Source organism: Ignicoccus islandicus DSM 13165 (assembly GCF_001481685.1).
GTDB lineage: Archaea > Thermoproteota > Thermoprotei_A > Sulfolobales > Ignicoccaceae > Ignicoccus > Ignicoccus islandicus.
In genome coordinates this window covers 949,190-962,855 of the sequence record NZ_CP006867.1, presented here as the reverse complement: position 1 = coordinate 962,855, position 13,666 = coordinate 949,190, and the positions used below count along the sequence as shown (strand labels likewise).

16 protein-coding genes are annotated in these 13,666 nt (G+C 47.8%); 12 read left to right on the top strand and 4 right to left on the bottom strand.

Features of this window, described 5'->3' with window-relative positions; all coding sequences use genetic code 11:
* Positions 1-28: 28 nt before the first annotated feature.
* From EYM_RS05335 to EYM_RS05325, 3 genes are all read left to right on the top strand, one after another.
* Positions 29-736, top strand: a complete 708-nt coding sequence (locus EYM_RS05335; RefSeq protein ID WP_075050017.1) for a fibrillarin-like rRNA/tRNA 2'-O-methyltransferase — start codon at positions 29-31, stop codon at positions 734-736.
* 270 nt (positions 737-1,006) lie between these two features.
* Positions 1,007-1,807, top strand: coding sequence for a sulfide-dependent adenosine diphosphate thiazole synthase (locus EYM_RS05330; protein ID WP_075050016.1), 801 nt, complete (start codon positions 1,007-1,009; stop codon positions 1,805-1,807).
* A 5-nt stretch (positions 1,808-1,812) separates the two neighbouring features.
* Positions 1,813-3,420, top strand: a complete 1,608-nt coding sequence (locus EYM_RS05325; RefSeq protein ID WP_075050015.1) for a molybdopterin-binding protein — start codon at positions 1,813-1,815, stop codon at positions 3,418-3,420.
* On the opposite strand, the gene EYM_RS05320 is transcribed toward EYM_RS05325, so the two are convergent.
* Positions 3,350-3,601, bottom strand: coding sequence for a hypothetical protein (locus EYM_RS05320; RefSeq protein WP_075050014.1), 252 nt, complete (start codon positions 3,599-3,601; stop codon positions 3,350-3,352). The genes EYM_RS05325 and EYM_RS05320 overlap by 71 nt on opposite strands.
* A gap of 89 nt (positions 3,602-3,690) precedes the next feature.
* Between EYM_RS05320 and EYM_RS05315 the strand changes: the two genes are divergently transcribed.
* Positions 3,691-4,902, top strand: a complete 1,212-nt coding sequence (locus tag EYM_RS05315; protein ID WP_075050013.1) for a glycosyltransferase family 2 protein — start codon at positions 3,691-3,693, stop codon at positions 4,900-4,902.
* Here the strand turns inward: EYM_RS05315 and EYM_RS05310 are convergent.
* On the bottom strand, positions 4,885-5,922 hold the full coding sequence (locus tag EYM_RS05310) for a methylenetetrahydrofolate reductase C-terminal domain-containing protein (protein ID WP_075050012.1): 1,038 nt from the start codon (positions 5,920-5,922) through the stop codon (positions 4,885-4,887). The two genes, EYM_RS05315 and EYM_RS05310, sit on opposite strands and share 18 nt — an antisense overlap.
* A 43-nt stretch (positions 5,923-5,965) precedes the next feature.
* Between EYM_RS05310 and EYM_RS05305 the strand changes: the two genes are divergently transcribed.
* The 5 genes from EYM_RS05305 to hisB all read left to right on the top strand — a co-directional run bounded on the left by EYM_RS05305 (position 5,966) and on the right by hisB (position 9,760).
* Entirely contained in the window at positions 5,966-6,361 is a 396-nt protein-coding gene (locus EYM_RS05305; RefSeq protein ID WP_075050011.1) for a Trm112 family protein, read from the top strand.
* 54 nt (positions 6,362-6,415) lie between these two features.
* The gene (locus tag EYM_RS05300) at positions 6,416-7,519 is read left to right on the top strand and encodes a DUF1512 domain-containing protein (protein ID WP_075050010.1); all 1,104 of its coding nucleotides are present in this window, start codon (positions 6,416-6,418) and stop codon (positions 7,517-7,519) included.
* A gap of 12 nt (positions 7,520-7,531) precedes the next feature.
* Complete coding sequence (locus EYM_RS05295; protein WP_083495075.1) at positions 7,532-7,822, top strand: hypothetical protein; 291 nt, start codon at positions 7,532-7,534, stop codon at positions 7,820-7,822.
* Between the two features lie 46 nt (positions 7,823-7,868).
* A complete protein-coding gene (locus EYM_RS05290) occupies positions 7,869-9,137 on the top strand; it encodes an anthranilate synthase component I family protein (RefSeq protein ID WP_075050009.1) in 1,269 nt (422 codons plus the stop codon).
* A gap of 68 nt (positions 9,138-9,205) precedes the next feature.
* The gene (gene hisB, locus EYM_RS05285; protein WP_075050008.1) at positions 9,206-9,760 is read left to right on the top strand and encodes a hypothetical protein; all 555 of its coding nucleotides are present in this window, start codon (positions 9,206-9,208) and stop codon (positions 9,758-9,760) included.
* A 6-nt stretch (positions 9,761-9,766) separates the two neighbouring features.
* Here hisB and cas6 read toward each other — a convergent pair whose 3' ends face one another.
* On the bottom strand, positions 9,767-10,564 hold the full coding sequence (gene cas6 / locus EYM_RS05280; RefSeq protein ID WP_075050007.1) for a CRISPR system precrRNA processing endoribonuclease RAMP protein Cas6: 798 nt from the start codon (positions 10,562-10,564) through the stop codon (positions 9,767-9,769).
* 103 nt (positions 10,565-10,667) lie between these two features.
* Between cas6 and EYM_RS05275 the strand changes: the two genes are divergently transcribed.
* Genes EYM_RS05275 through EYM_RS05265 form a run of 3 tightly spaced genes read left to right on the top strand, consistent with a single transcriptional unit; the run spans position 10,668 to position 13,046 of the window.
* Positions 10,668-11,609 (top strand): D-2-hydroxyacid dehydrogenase, encoded by a 942-nt coding sequence (locus tag EYM_RS05275; protein ID WP_075050006.1) that lies wholly within the window; start codon positions 10,668-10,670, stop codon positions 11,607-11,609.
* Positions 11,606-12,199, top strand: coding sequence for a class II aldolase/adducin family protein (locus tag EYM_RS05270; RefSeq protein ID WP_075050005.1), 594 nt, complete (start codon positions 11,606-11,608; stop codon positions 12,197-12,199). Before EYM_RS05275 ends, EYM_RS05270 begins: the two co-directional genes overlap by 4 nt.
* On the top strand, positions 12,168-13,046 hold the full coding sequence (locus EYM_RS05265; RefSeq protein ID WP_075050004.1) for a hypothetical protein: 879 nt from the start codon (positions 12,168-12,170) through the stop codon (positions 13,044-13,046). The genes EYM_RS05270 and EYM_RS05265 overlap by 32 nt, the downstream gene beginning before the upstream one ends.
* Here EYM_RS05265 and EYM_RS05260 read toward each other — a convergent pair.
* Entirely contained in the window at positions 13,025-13,666 is a 642-nt protein-coding gene (locus EYM_RS05260) for a hypothetical protein (protein ID WP_075050003.1), read from the bottom strand. The two genes, EYM_RS05265 and EYM_RS05260, sit on opposite strands and share 22 nt — an antisense overlap.

Here is a 13,666-nt window from a genome sequence, read left to right as displayed (position 1 = left end):
CTAGCTCCTACCTTTAGGGTAAAGGAAGTTGGTAATTGAAGTAGTCAACATATATGAGCATCCCAAGTACCCTAACGTCTACATAGTAGAACTAGAGGACGGCAGCGTCAAGCTCGCTACTAAGAACTTGACTCCCGGAAAAAGAGTATATGGGGAGAAACTCTATAAGTGGGAAGATGGCGAATACAGGGAATGGAATATATTTAGGTCTAAGCTCGCGGCTGCGTTGGCTAAGGGTCTCGAGGAATTACCAATTAAGCGAGGAGATAAGATTCTCTATTTAGGTGCTGCTACGGGTACCACTCCTAGCCACATTTCGGACATAATAGGCGAGGAAGGAAAGCTATACGGAGTAGAATTCGCGCCCAGAGTAATGAGAGAGTTCGTAGTGCTAGCTGAAGAAAGAAAGAACATTTTCCCTATATTGGGAGATGCCAGGAAGCCTAGGGAATATAGGCACTTAGTTGAACTAACTGACGGGCTCTACGCCGACGTGGCCCAACCTAACCAAGCGGAAATAGTTGCCGATAACGCTGACTTCTTCCTAAAGGACGGCGGTTACATGCTCATGGCAATAAAGGCTAGGAGCGTGGACGTAACTAAGAGCCCGGAGGAAGTGTTCAGGAGGGAATTGCTTACACTTAAGGAAAGGGGTTTCGAAATACTCGATATCGTTCACTTAGACCCGTTCGACAAAGACCACGCAATGATTTACGCCAGGTTTCATAAGAAGTAAGGGTGGTTTCGAATGACTAGTTGGTATCTGAGATGTGAGAGATGCGGCCAAATGTGGTTGTTCCTCGGTAGCTACGATTTAGAAAGTATGGGAAGGATCTATCACTACTGTAGGGTCTGTGGAAGGAACACCTTCCATCGCGTCGAGCGAAAGGTTGAACTCTAAGGCAAGCGTTAGTAGTTCTAATTATTCCGCCTTCAAATAGGTGTTTTTGCGCTAACTAATCTTCATTTACCTTTCACAGAGTGAATTACTTTAGGTAGCTTTATTATGATAGATGAGGGTAAGGTCACCTCAATAATAATAGAGGAAAGCTCAAAGGAACTATCCCAAATGGCGAAGGGCGTTGACGTAGTAATAGTTGGAGCAGGTCCGGCCGGACTCACGGCTTCCCATTACCTTGCGAAAGCCGGTCTTAAGGTCCTAATACTAGAAAGGAGGGTTAGCTTAGGAGGCGGTATCTCTGGAGGAGGAAGCCTCTTCCATAAGGTAGTGGTAGAGGACGTGGAGTTAGAGGGCTACAATCCTAAGGAAATAGCCGAAGAGCTCGGTGTTCCCTTAAAGAAAGTTGATGATAATTTGTACACAACCGATGCCGCCGCGTTAGTAGCGAAGCTAAGCAACGCCTCCGTTTCGGCTGGAGCGAAGATAGTTCTCGGAATGCACGTCGAGGACCTAATATACAGAATAGAAGAAGGTGTGACCAAGGTAAAGGGAGTAGTAGCTCTATGGTCGCCTATTTACCTATCCGGTCTCCACGTTGATCCGATATTCTTCAAAGCAAAAGCAGTCGTTGACGCTACCGGACACGACGCAGAGATACTGAAGATAGCGTCTAAGAAGCTCCCGAACGTGAACTTCGAGGTTGGAAGGGAATACGGAGCTTGGATAGACGAGGCCGAGAAGCTCGTAGTTAAGTATACCGGAAAGGTGCTTGAAGGATTATACGCGGCCGGGATGTCCGTTGCTAGCTTCTATAGGCTTCCCAGAATGGGGCCCGTCTTCGGCGGAATGCTAGCTTCAGGAAAGAAGGTGGCTGAGAAAATAATCGGGGATTTAGAGGTGTCGTAAAGCAAATGACGAACCCTTACCTTAAGAAATGGAGCGCGGCGATTTTAGTAATAGGCAACGAGGTACTCGTAGGCAGAATAACTGACACCAACTCTCAAAAGATCGCTAGAGTACTAACGACCTTAGGCTTTGACGTAGTAGAAATTAGGAAGGTTAGGGACGACATCGACGCTATAGCCGAAGCAGTGAAGGAACTCTGCTACGATGCGGGCGTCGTAATAACTACTGGGGGGCTCGGGCCAACGTACGACGACGTAACGGCCGAGGCCATAGCGTACGCGATAGGATCGCCCTTGTGCTTGAACGAAGAGGCATTGGAAATGGTAAGGAACAAGCTGAGAGAGATCTATGGCCAAGAAATAGAGGAAGTTGACGAAGTAAGGAGGAAGATGGCCGTGTTGCCGTGCTTGGCCCAACCGATTCCAAATAAAGTAGGCGTAGCACCGGGAATATACGTCAAATTGAACAGGTGCAAAATATTTTCTCTTCCTGGAGTACCCAGGGAAATGGAAGCCATGTTAAATGAGTTCGTAACCGAAGAATTGCAGAAGGAGAACTTATATGCGAAGGTCGAAGTATGCGAGCGTTTAGAGGACGTGAGGGAGGCCGAATTAGCTCCCCTACTGAAGAAGTTCGCTGAGGTCTATCCCGATGTGTACATTAAGAGCCATCCGGGTATAGAGGGAGAGAGGAGCTTCGTAAGGGTGTGCGTACTAGCCTCGGGACCCACCAAGGAAAACGCGCAAGAGAAGGCTCAGAAGGTACTGAGCGAATTCCTTAAAAGAAGCCGAAGACGTCTTGAGATCGAGATGATAGAGGAAATAGTCAACTATACGTTAAATAGAATAGAATTTGAGAGGAAGAGCTTAGCGTTACCTAAAAGGGACAAGAAGGGGGTAATTGACTTCAGAGCGAGTTTAGAGAAGGACGCGTTCTCAATAATAACGGAATTCAAACCTTCTTCTCCGAGCGGGGTTAGGGCCAAGTGGGCCCCAATAGACTACGTTAACGAGGTCAGACCGTGCTCAAGTGCCTTCTCAGTGCTGACCGAACCTAAGTGGTTCAAGGGATCGTACGAAAACCTAAGGTTAATCTCTTCTATAACCGATAAACCAATACTGATGAAGGACTTCGTAGTCGATCCGTTTCAGATAGATATAGCTTACGCGTTTGGAGCTGACGCAGTTCTGTTAATGGTAGACGTTCTGGGGGAGGACGAATTGTCTTATTTAGCTAGAAAAGCTAAGGCCAGAGGCCTTCAGACCTTGGTTGAGGTGAGTAACAAAGAGGACCTAGTTATCTATGATAAGAAACCTTACGTGGACGTGCTCGGAATGAACTCGCGTGACTTCAAGACATTGAAGGTAGACATTAACAGGCTTCACGATGGGGGCTTTCTAATAAGGAGGGCCTTTCCGTTAGCCGAATCGGGCGTGAAGAGCCCTGAAGACGCGATGAAGGTTGCCTCATGGGGCTTTCGAGGCGCCCTAGTAGGTACGTCCTTAATGGAATCGAACGCGCCTCGAGAGCTATGCGTGGAACTCAAAAGGAAGGGATCTGAGGCTCTCTCCGCGAGACTTCGAAGTCGAGGTTTAACTCCTTCAGTGCTTTAACTACGTCATCGTAAACCGAATCCCTATCGACAACTACTACTTCGCGGTACCTCGGGTAAACGTAAACCGTCGCTAGGTATTCCTTACAATCCTTGTCCATAACTATTAACCAGTCCGCATGCCTGGCTACGTAGTACTTCTTGCGTAAGATCCTCGCTAGAGCGGCCGGTGGGTACTCCACGAGCCCACCATATCTTTACATTAGGGTCTTTGCCTTACTAAAAGCCTTCCCTTTAATGCCCGAACGCAGTAACCCTTAGGAAGACTAAATTGAGCGTTAGCGACGTCCTTCTGCTAATAGCCTCCCTCTATCACGCCCTTCAAGCAATGTACGCTTTCGGATCAAAGAAGAGCGCTAGTTCTAAAGGTCCAAAATGCGAGAACTTGAGCGTTCACGTCCCAGCTCTGCGAGAGGACAAACAAATGGTTATTGAAAACATTGAAAAGATTAAGAACGTCCTTAACCCTAAGGAAGTAATACTGATAGTGGGTTCCGATGAAATAAGTAAGTACGCCGATTTAAAAGACGTAAAAGTCATTGGAGGGGCCGAAAACGGGAAAGCTCGAGCCTTAAACGAGGCCTTGAGGTATACCACGGCAGATTGCGTAGTGGTGTTCGATGCAGATTCCCATCCCCTAGAAGGCTTCGAGCCCCGATGCTTGGAGTACTCGGCATCCTTATGGAATGGTTACTACTCCGTTCCAAATAAGTGGTCCAAGAGCCTCAAGGTTGTCACGGATATAGCCTCTCTCACTCTCCTTAAGGGAAGGAAGGCCCTAGGCCTCAAGGTATTGGCACCGGGATCCGGCGTTTGCGTCAAGAGCGAGATATTGGAAAAAGTCAAATGGCCAGAGGAGATAACGGAGGACTTGGCACTAGGGGTTGAGCTATCTAAACTCGGCGTAACGGCTGACTTGAACGAAGGGAAGGTGGCCGTGGAAGTACCTTCCAGTTACTTCGACCTCAAGAGGCAACAGAACAGATGGAACTACGGCGCCATTAGGTCTCTAAAGAGGCTTAGGGTGAAGGACTGGAAGGACATCGAGCTCGCGTTTTACCTTACCCAGTACGCCCAAACGTGGCTCCCCCTCCTAGCTCTGGTCGCGTCTCCGTTAGGTCTCTCCCCGCTAAGCCTATTCGTTTATTACTTCTCCGTCCTTGCGCAATCGCTCTTAGTCAAGGAGGCGTGTGAGGCAAACGGAGTTGACCACGACGTTAGGTCGCTTTCGAGGGCGTCTGCAGCGGGGCTAGCTATGTCTATATCTCTAATAATGAGTTCATTGAGAGCGCTCCTAAATCAGCCGTTTAAATGGGAAGTTACGCCCAAGGGGGGAAGGGTTGGGAAAGGAAGGCTGAGGGAGGAGTACCTCCTATTGCTAACCCCGTTGTTCTCTTTCCTCAATCCGTTCTCGCTACCCCTTGCGTTACAGTACTTCGCTTCCGCACTTTTCATTATTAAAGATTCAAAGGAGTTCTCTTAGAGCGTTGCCGAATTTTACCAATAGGTCCCACCTGCCTGGTGCCATAACGTGAATTCCCTTGAGCTCCTTAGAAAGTATCTCTTCAGCCAACTTCAAGTTGTATTCCAAAACGAACTCATCTGCTTTGCCTTCAGCCTTGCTTTTTATCAAGCCTTCTTCGTACTCCTTAGGTACCTTCACTCCCTTCTCTTTCAGTGATCTTACGACCTTTCTAGAGGTTGAAATTAGGAGGCTGGGAACAGTGGTTACAGGATATTCCTTCAACGACCTTACTATTTCACTAGTGAAGATCGGTTGAGTTTGAGCGAAAACTGCCCCGGCGCGGGCCTTTCTCAAGAGCCTCTCCTTTTCGTATTTGAAGTACGGGTTGGATGCGACCCCCGGAACTAGCGTGGTAGGCTCTATTTCGCTACCGTCCCACAAGAGCCCCTTGTTCATTAACGATATCAAGCAAACCAACCTCACTGCGTCCAAGTCGAACACCGAGTGAGGCGCCCAATCCCCAGTCAAAGCCAGCACGTTGGTGACGCCAAACGCGTTTAGACTCATTAGATCGCTAGCCAAGGCCTCTCTAGTACGAGACCTAGTAGTTAATTGAGCAATCACTTCCATACCTCTTCTCTTCAGCTCAATGGAGACTGCGACGGAGCTTACGTGCGGTTTCCCGAACGGGTTGTCAGTTACGTTGAAAGCGTGGTACTTGTCCTTCAGCGTTTCGAAGAACTGAACGTCCTTTAAGCTCCACGGTTCGACCTCAGTTGAAAGAACTGGACCTCCCTCTTCCAACATTTTAGCGTATCCGCTGAGCTCAACGTCTCCTGGCTCGCATTCTACCTTAAATCCCTTGTCGAGCAAGGGCTTCAAGTAATTAGCGCTCCTCAAGTTTTCAAACGCCTTGTAAAACGGGCACTGGAAATCGTCCACCTCGCACAATTCGCCTCTAATTCCGCCGCAAGGACCGTTAAGCATGCGCTTAGGGCAGAGTTCCCTCACTTCCTTTCCCACAACTCCGGTATTCAAAATAAAATAATCCTTTACTTAACGGTGTTTCGGAGCGAAGGCAATGTTATACATGACTTTAGACGTTTTGGCATGCCCCTATTGTAAAGACGAAGGTTTTCCCTTGAAGTTATACGTTATAGAGGAGAAAGAGGTCAAGGATAGGAAGAAACCGAATATGGAAAAGCCCTATTGCGAGCTCTACTGTGGATATAAGAGGAAGTTCTTAAAAGAACTTAAAGAGGAGCCTCCTTGCGACGAATGCCTAACGAAGGAAATAGTTACTGGAGTATTGGTGTGTCCCAAGTGCGGTAGGTGGTATCCCATAATAGATGAGATACCCCACATGCTTCCAGACGAGTTGAGAAACAAGGACGAAGACTTAAAGTTCTTGAAGAAGTATAAGGACGTCTTACCGGAAGAGGTATTGAAGGGAAAACCGTGGGGTCTGATGGACTGAAACGTAACGAATTTTTAATGAACTGAGTACACATCACGAAAGTGGGTCTGGTAGTTGTCAGGATCCAATCCATCCGACATACTGAGCATAATAACTCAATTAATGTTCATGGCCTTCTTGCTAATGGCGTTCACTGGCGCAGATCAAAGGTTTAGAATGTATATATGGGCTAGAAACATAAAATCGAAAATGGATGAAATAAAGGAGATGAGCGACAAAAGCAAGAAAGATACAATCGACTTCTTGAAAAAGATAGGCGTGAAGAGAGCCGAAGAGATAGTTAACGAGCTAACGGAGTTCTTCACAATAAACCCGGTAGACATAGAACCAACGGATATCACCAAGAGGATGGCTCACATCTTTAGGACGAGTCTATTAGAATGGGAAAGGAAACTAGAGGAGGGAGCTGTAGAGGAAATACCTAAGCACGTGAAACACAACGCGCTAGTTCTCATAGAAATAGCGAATAGCCTAAACGTGATTTACAAAGTAATTAGGCATTACTTATTGTATGCATTAAAGAATAACAACTTGTTCCTAATAATGCAACTCTGGATGATAATGCCCCAAATCGTGAAGATGAGTAAAACTTTGGATAAGGCGAGGGAAACGTTCAAGCATTGCAGACCTATAGGCGATTCAGTTGGACCCTTAGTTGCCTACAAGCTCTTAGAGAGGAAAAAGAGGTTGTGGCATCCTGCCAAGGACACCGTAGCCGGCGAGGTGGAAATAGAAGGTAGAAAGGTTATTGTGGTTAAGGCGGAAGGGCCTGGCGCGACCGTTGGGAACCCGGGAGAAGCCATCAAGAAGGTGATCGAGGGAATGAGGGGACAAGTGGATTTGATAATTACAGTCGATGCTGCCCTAAAGTTAGAGGGAGAAGAGAGCGGTTCGATTGCCGAAGGCGCAGGCGCTGCAATAGGCGATCCAGGTCCAGAGAAAATAGCCATAGAGAGGGTAGCGACGCGGTATAATATACCCCTTCAAGCAATAGTAATAAAAATGTCCAATGAAGAGGCAATAACTGACATGACCAAGAAGATAGCAATGGCAGCAGACGAGGCCGTAAAGAGGGTAATAGATAAAGTAAAGAGCCTACCAGAGAAATCCGTAGTGTTGGTAGCTGGAATAGGGAACACGTGCGGGGTAGCCCAATGAGGTGAGAGCGGGTTGAACTACGAGGACCTCGTATCAATAATTTTATTAGGCGCTATAACGTTCGCGCTAACTATATCTATGTTGATGAGTGTAAAGAAGAAAAACGAGGAATCGAAGGGTGAGTTCAAGACCTTAATTAAGTGCCCTAAGTGCGGATACGAGAGAGTTAGAGAATGGAAGGAAGGCGACTTCATAGGCATGATCGAAGGCAGATGCCCTAAGTGCGGCTCCTTGATGAAGGTTGAAAAGATATACAAGGACGTGGAAGAGGAAGAAGAGGAAAACAAAATCCTTAAGCTCTAAGATTCTTTATTACAACTATTAGTTGAATTGGTTACGGTAGGCGCGATTGAAATGCGATAAGGTACCTATCTCTTCTATACCGAGTCCTCAGGAACTGTTCAACTCGATCGAGGGACCTTCGTTCTTACTAGAGAGCCGTGAGGGGCCCAGCGAGAAGGCTAGGATAAGCGTTGTGGGATGGGAACCTGAAGTAGAGGAGAAAGTGTGGAAAGACGTTGACAGAGCTTTAAGGGAACTCAGTAAGGGGAGGCCCGTAGAGAGGGATTTACTATATAGAGGCGGACCCGTCGGGTACGTTAGCTACGAGGCCGTTGAGGATTGGGAGGACGTGAGACATAAGGGATTGAATGACATGGGATGGCCAAAGGCGCAGTTCATGGTTCCAAGGAAGTTCGTTGTTTACAACCACGTAGTAGGAACCGCTTTCCTGTGTAACGTTTCCCCAAGCGCGCTAAGTAAGGCTGAAGTCGGAAGACTAGAGGTGTGGAACAAGAAGCTGGACGTAGAAAAAGCGGAGTTCTTAAAGTGGGTCGAGGAGGCCAGGAGGAAGGAGGAGGAAGGCGAAGCGATCCAAGTGGTGCTTTCCAAATCCTATACAATGAATTACGAGGGCGACCTGAGAGCTCTATACATGGAACTAGCTAAAGTGAATCCTTCACCTTACATGTTCCACTTGAGGTTCGAGGACGCCGAAGTAATAGGTTCTAGTCCGGAACTGCTTTACCGCGTCGAGGGGAACAAGATAGAAACGTTCCCCATTGCTGGAACTAGGCCTAGGGGGAGGGACCCTTGGGAAGACGTTAAGTTAGAGGAGGAGCTTCTGAGCGACGAAAAGGAAAGGGCGGAGCACATAATGTTAGTTGACCTAGCTCGCAACGACATAGGAAAGGTATCGCTGCCCGGTTCAGTCAAGGTCTCCCGATACATGTTCATAGAGAAGTACAGTCACGTTCAACATCTAGTCAGTAAGGTTGAGGGTGAACTCGATCCGAACTTCGATGCCATAGACGTTCTTAAGGCAACCTTTCCGGCAGGTACAGTTAGCGGTGCGCCGAAACCATCCGCTATGGAAATAATAGGCAACTTAGAGAAGCTTCGGAGAGGACCCTATGCTGGGGCGGTCGGCTTCGTAGATTACTCCGGGAACGCCGAGTTCGCAATAACAATAAGGTCGTACTTTGCGAGAAACGGGAGACTGAGAATACAAGCCGGCGCTGGAATAGTTTACTATTCAATACCGGAACGAGAGTGGGAAGAAACAGAGCACAAGCTTAGAGCTCTTAATAAGGCCCTCGAGAAGTTCAGTAGGCAATGAGGAGCATCCCGACCACTCCTAAACGGTGAGGAGGCGGTGGCTGTCTGAGCCCTGGGAGGTGTCGAACATTGAAGAGAACGACTAGGGAAACCGAAGTAGAGGTTAAGGAATGCGATCAACCTTCCGTAGAAATAGAAATTCCGTTCTTCAAGCACATGATCGAGACCCTCATTAAGCATTCCAAGTTGAACGTTTGCGTAAAGGCGAGAGACCTCCAAGGCTTCGACGATCATCACCTAGTGGAAGACGTTGCCATAACCTTTGGTAGGTTCCTAAAGGAACTATTTAGGAAGGAATTGAAAAACAGGTTCGCTTGGAGTATTGTTCCTATGGATGAGGCGCTGGCCCTATGCAGCGTGGACGTTTCCGGGAGGGGTGGATTCTTCGGAGAGATGGAGTTCAAGAGGGAAGAGATAGGTGGACTAGCGCTAGAGAACGTAAGTCACTTCTTCGAGACCCTTGCTAGGGAATCGTCCGTAACCCTTCACTTGAGGTTGCTGAGCGGATCCAACGATCATCACAAGGTCGAGGCTCTATTCAAGTCCTTAGCACTGTGTATAGCCAAACTATTCGACAAGGAAACGGGCGTGGTAAGCGCTAAGGGAGTAATAGATCTAGGTTAGGATCCGCTATTTCTCCATTAGATAATCATCGAAATCATACCTTATGTTTTCCTTAAACTTCCCCACTGGCGTTTCGAAGGGCGGTTCCCTCACTTCAACCCATTGAACGTGACCGAACCCCATTCCAGGAGATGCTCCCGCGCCGAACAAGGGCAAGTACTTCAGGGCCCATAGTAGCAACTGAATTTCCCCTTCGTTCAATACACCATAGTACTTAATTTTGCCGTTGAAGGTAGGAACTTCCAAGTTGCCCTTAACCCTCTCCCTAGTTATCCTTAGGTTACCCCCTATCGCTTCTATTTTCAATGCGAGTTCCTTAAGCGCTTCTTGATCCATATCTCTCCCTAACTCCTCCCCCAGTCTCTTGAAGAGCGAGTTCAACATTCTGAAGACCGATGGGAGGGAAACCCATGAACCGTGGAACTTATAGAACGTAGGGAAGTGGAAAGCAGTGAAATATATTGCCTTTGGGTCCTCGCTCTTGACTACCTCAGGCGGCTTATCTACGCTTAGCTCCCTCATCTTTACGTTGATAGGCACTGCGTAGTCTAAGTTAAGGAGGCCTATTGATACCTCGGAAGCAGTCGATTCCGCGTACGGTCCCCAAAAGACAGCTCTGACTTTAACGACGTCGCCCGCCCTTAACTCCGGCTTCATTTTCTCGGGAGGGACCGTTCGGAGCGAAGCTACTGGATTTTCTTGTGAAATAGAATCATAAATTACTTTACCGGAAAAAGTCCCTTTCCATGCTCTCCATTTTAAGGTTTTCGTTAATTCCAATTCAGCACTTAGTATTATTACCACTTGGTTTCCCCACACCGATTTAGTTTCCATATCTGCTCTTAGAAAAGCGTTAGTTGCAACTGTTAAAGGGCTTCCAATTAACTAGGGACCCGGTGTTAAGCGGATGTACAAGGTCCTGGTCACGGACAAAGTTCACGAAGAGGGTTTGAATATCCTCAAGAGAAACGGCTTCGAGGTAGTGGTAGATCTAGACGCCTATAGGCCGGAAGTTCTAAAAGAGAGAATAAAGGGCTTTGACGTATTGATAGTAAGGAGCAGGACTAAGGTTAGGAGGGAAGTAATAGAAGCTGCCGATAGGTTAAAGGTAATAGCACGTGCTGGGAGCGGTCTAGATAATATAGACTTGGAGGCCGCGAGGGAAAAGGGAATCAAAGTAGTAAACGCGCCGGACGCTTTGAAGAACGCTGTTGCGGAACTCGTAATAGCTATGATGATAGTAGTCGCTAGGAAGGCTATGTACAGCTATAGAGCATTGTTGGAAGGGAAATGGGAGAAGGTAATGGGAACTGAAATAGCGGGCAAGAAGCTAGCTGTAATAGGCTTCGGCAGGATAGGAAGGGAAGTTACCAAGAAGGCCAGGGAACTAGGAATGGACGTTATCGCTTACGACGTCATAGATATGAGCGACGTTGCCGAGGAACTGGGGGCCAAGTTCACGAAGGACTTAATAGAAGCAATTAGGGACGCTGACTTCGTTACCCTTCACGTACCCTTGACGCCCGAAACTAGGAACCTAATCAACAAAGACGTTATTGAGAAGATGAAAGACGGCGTGATAATAATAAATGCGGCCAGGGGCGAGGTAATGGACTACAAGGCTCTATTGGAGGCTTTGGAGAGCGGTAAGGTTGGTGGTGCGGCCCTAGACGTTTATCCGGAGGAGCCTCCTCAGAGCGAGTACCTCTTGAAGCTAATACGTCACCCGAACGTCTTCGCTACTGCTCACATCGGAGCCCAAACGAAGGAGGCTCAAAGGAGAACGTCCATAGAGATAGCTCACAGAATATTGCAAGCGCTCGGCATCGAAAGGGGTGAAGTCACTTGAACTGTGAAGGCGAGGAGCTCATTGAAGTAATGAAGCTCTTGTACCAAAGGGGTTTAATTACTGTCCTTAGCGGCAACGCGAGCTTGAAGTGCGGCGAGTTCTTCCTAATTACTCCTTCCGGAGTACCTAAGCATAAGATAAAGGACTTGACTCGCGTCAATCTGAAGACCCTCGAGTGGGAAGGTCCCAAACCTTCAATTGAGTATAGAATGCACGCTCAAATATACTTGAACACAGACTTTCAATCAGTAGTTCACGCCCACAACCCATTAACTGTCGCTCTGGCCGACGTTTACGCGGAAGATCAATTCAACGAATTGGTCAGCAAGTACGTTGAAACGCGGTACGCTATTTCAAAGGTCGGTGTAGTTGAGAGAATTGATGCCGGCAGCTTGGAGTTGGCCGAAGCCGTAGGGAGGAAGTTCTCGGAAGGGAGCGACGTAGTAGTAATGAAGGGACATGGAGTGATAGCGGGGGGAAGGAATCCCTTCGATGCCCTCAACAAAGTGGAGGCAATGGAGTACTTGGCTTTGGTTGAAACAGCGAGGTGCGGAACAAGTGTTAGAAGACAAGAGGTCGTTTATTACTAGGAACCTGGAGGTAAGGGTTTCAGTAGGGTACGAGCACCCTCCGGGTTGCGTAATAGCTTACTTGAAGTACGTCTATACCGGAAGGGGACTCTGGAGAGGCTTCGAGAGAGTGATACCTAGCTACGACCCCCTTAGCGTTAGGAAAGGCAATCTCGTTTACGACCCCAACTTCTCTTCCGAGGTTCCATGCGTCGATGCTACTGAGGTGCTCTGGGCGCCCCATCCGTTAAAGAGGATGGGAGAGGTCATCGCTTCTCCTAAAGACGAATTGGAAGGGCTCGCGTTGGATGCTTACTCGAATCTTGGAATTAAGCAATTGGGTCTGGGCGGCAGTTTGCTCCTATCGATCCATCACGATAATTCCGACTTAGATTTCTTGATATATCCTGTTGGGGATCCTATGTGGATATGGGAGGAGTTGGAGAGCAGCGAGGTATTGGAGGAGGAAAAGGGTTGGATCTGGAGGGTATCTAAGAGCCTAGGCATTCCATTAGAAGACGCGAAGTCCTTGTACTCTAAGGCGAAGAGAGCCGTTTACAGGAATAAGGAAGTTTCCTTCGCTTTCGTCAAGGAGGAATTGGAACGTTATGGGAACTCAGTTTCAGAGTTCGTTGGTAGGTTCGAAGGAACGCTTGAATTAGAGCCTTGTGAAAGAGGTCTTTACTATCCTCATAGGTGTTGGGCAGGCAAGTACCTAATAGAAAGTTACGAAAGCGCCTTCGCGAAGGTATTCGTAAAGGGAGGCAAGGTGAGAGTAAGGGGGGCGCTGTACGAGAAGCCCAACGGCGAGAAGGTCATTAGGGTAGGGGTAAGGGAGGAGAGAGGTTACTTACTATTTGGGAAATGAAAGACCTTTCTTCCATTAAAGTAAACGTCTACTTGAGTCGCCTCGCCCCAAGCTACTATAACGTCAACTAACTTAGATGGTGGACATATTCTAATCCATGGTTTCAGGGGCTTCGCGGTAACGTTCACTACCATTGTAGAGTTCTCGAGGATCGCGTTGTATTCCACGTCCAAACAGACCGAAGAGGAGAAGGAGCCTAAGGCGCTAATTAGGTCTTGGCTAAGAGGTATGAAGACCACCAAGTAATTGCCCTTCCCGACCAGATCCCTCAGATTTCCCCAGAGGTACCTCGTATCGCATCTGATCTTTGGAATGGACGCGTTCGAGATTACTATTGGTTTAACCTCCGTTCCGAGCAAGTTCAATGCCTCTATTTTACATATCCAAGGTCCTTTAACTAAGACGTACGCATTTACGCCCGGGGGAGCTTCTATAGATACGACCTTCCAAGTACCGTTGAGCTGATTCGGAGGCGAAGACGCAATTACTACTGAGTTATTAAGTACCCATATCCACTGCTCTCCCGTAGGTATCAAGGCTCTAACTTCGCCGCTAATTACCGTTGAGCTAAACGCCTCTGCTAGCAACGACGCAATTACCAATACCAATAAACTTCTCAC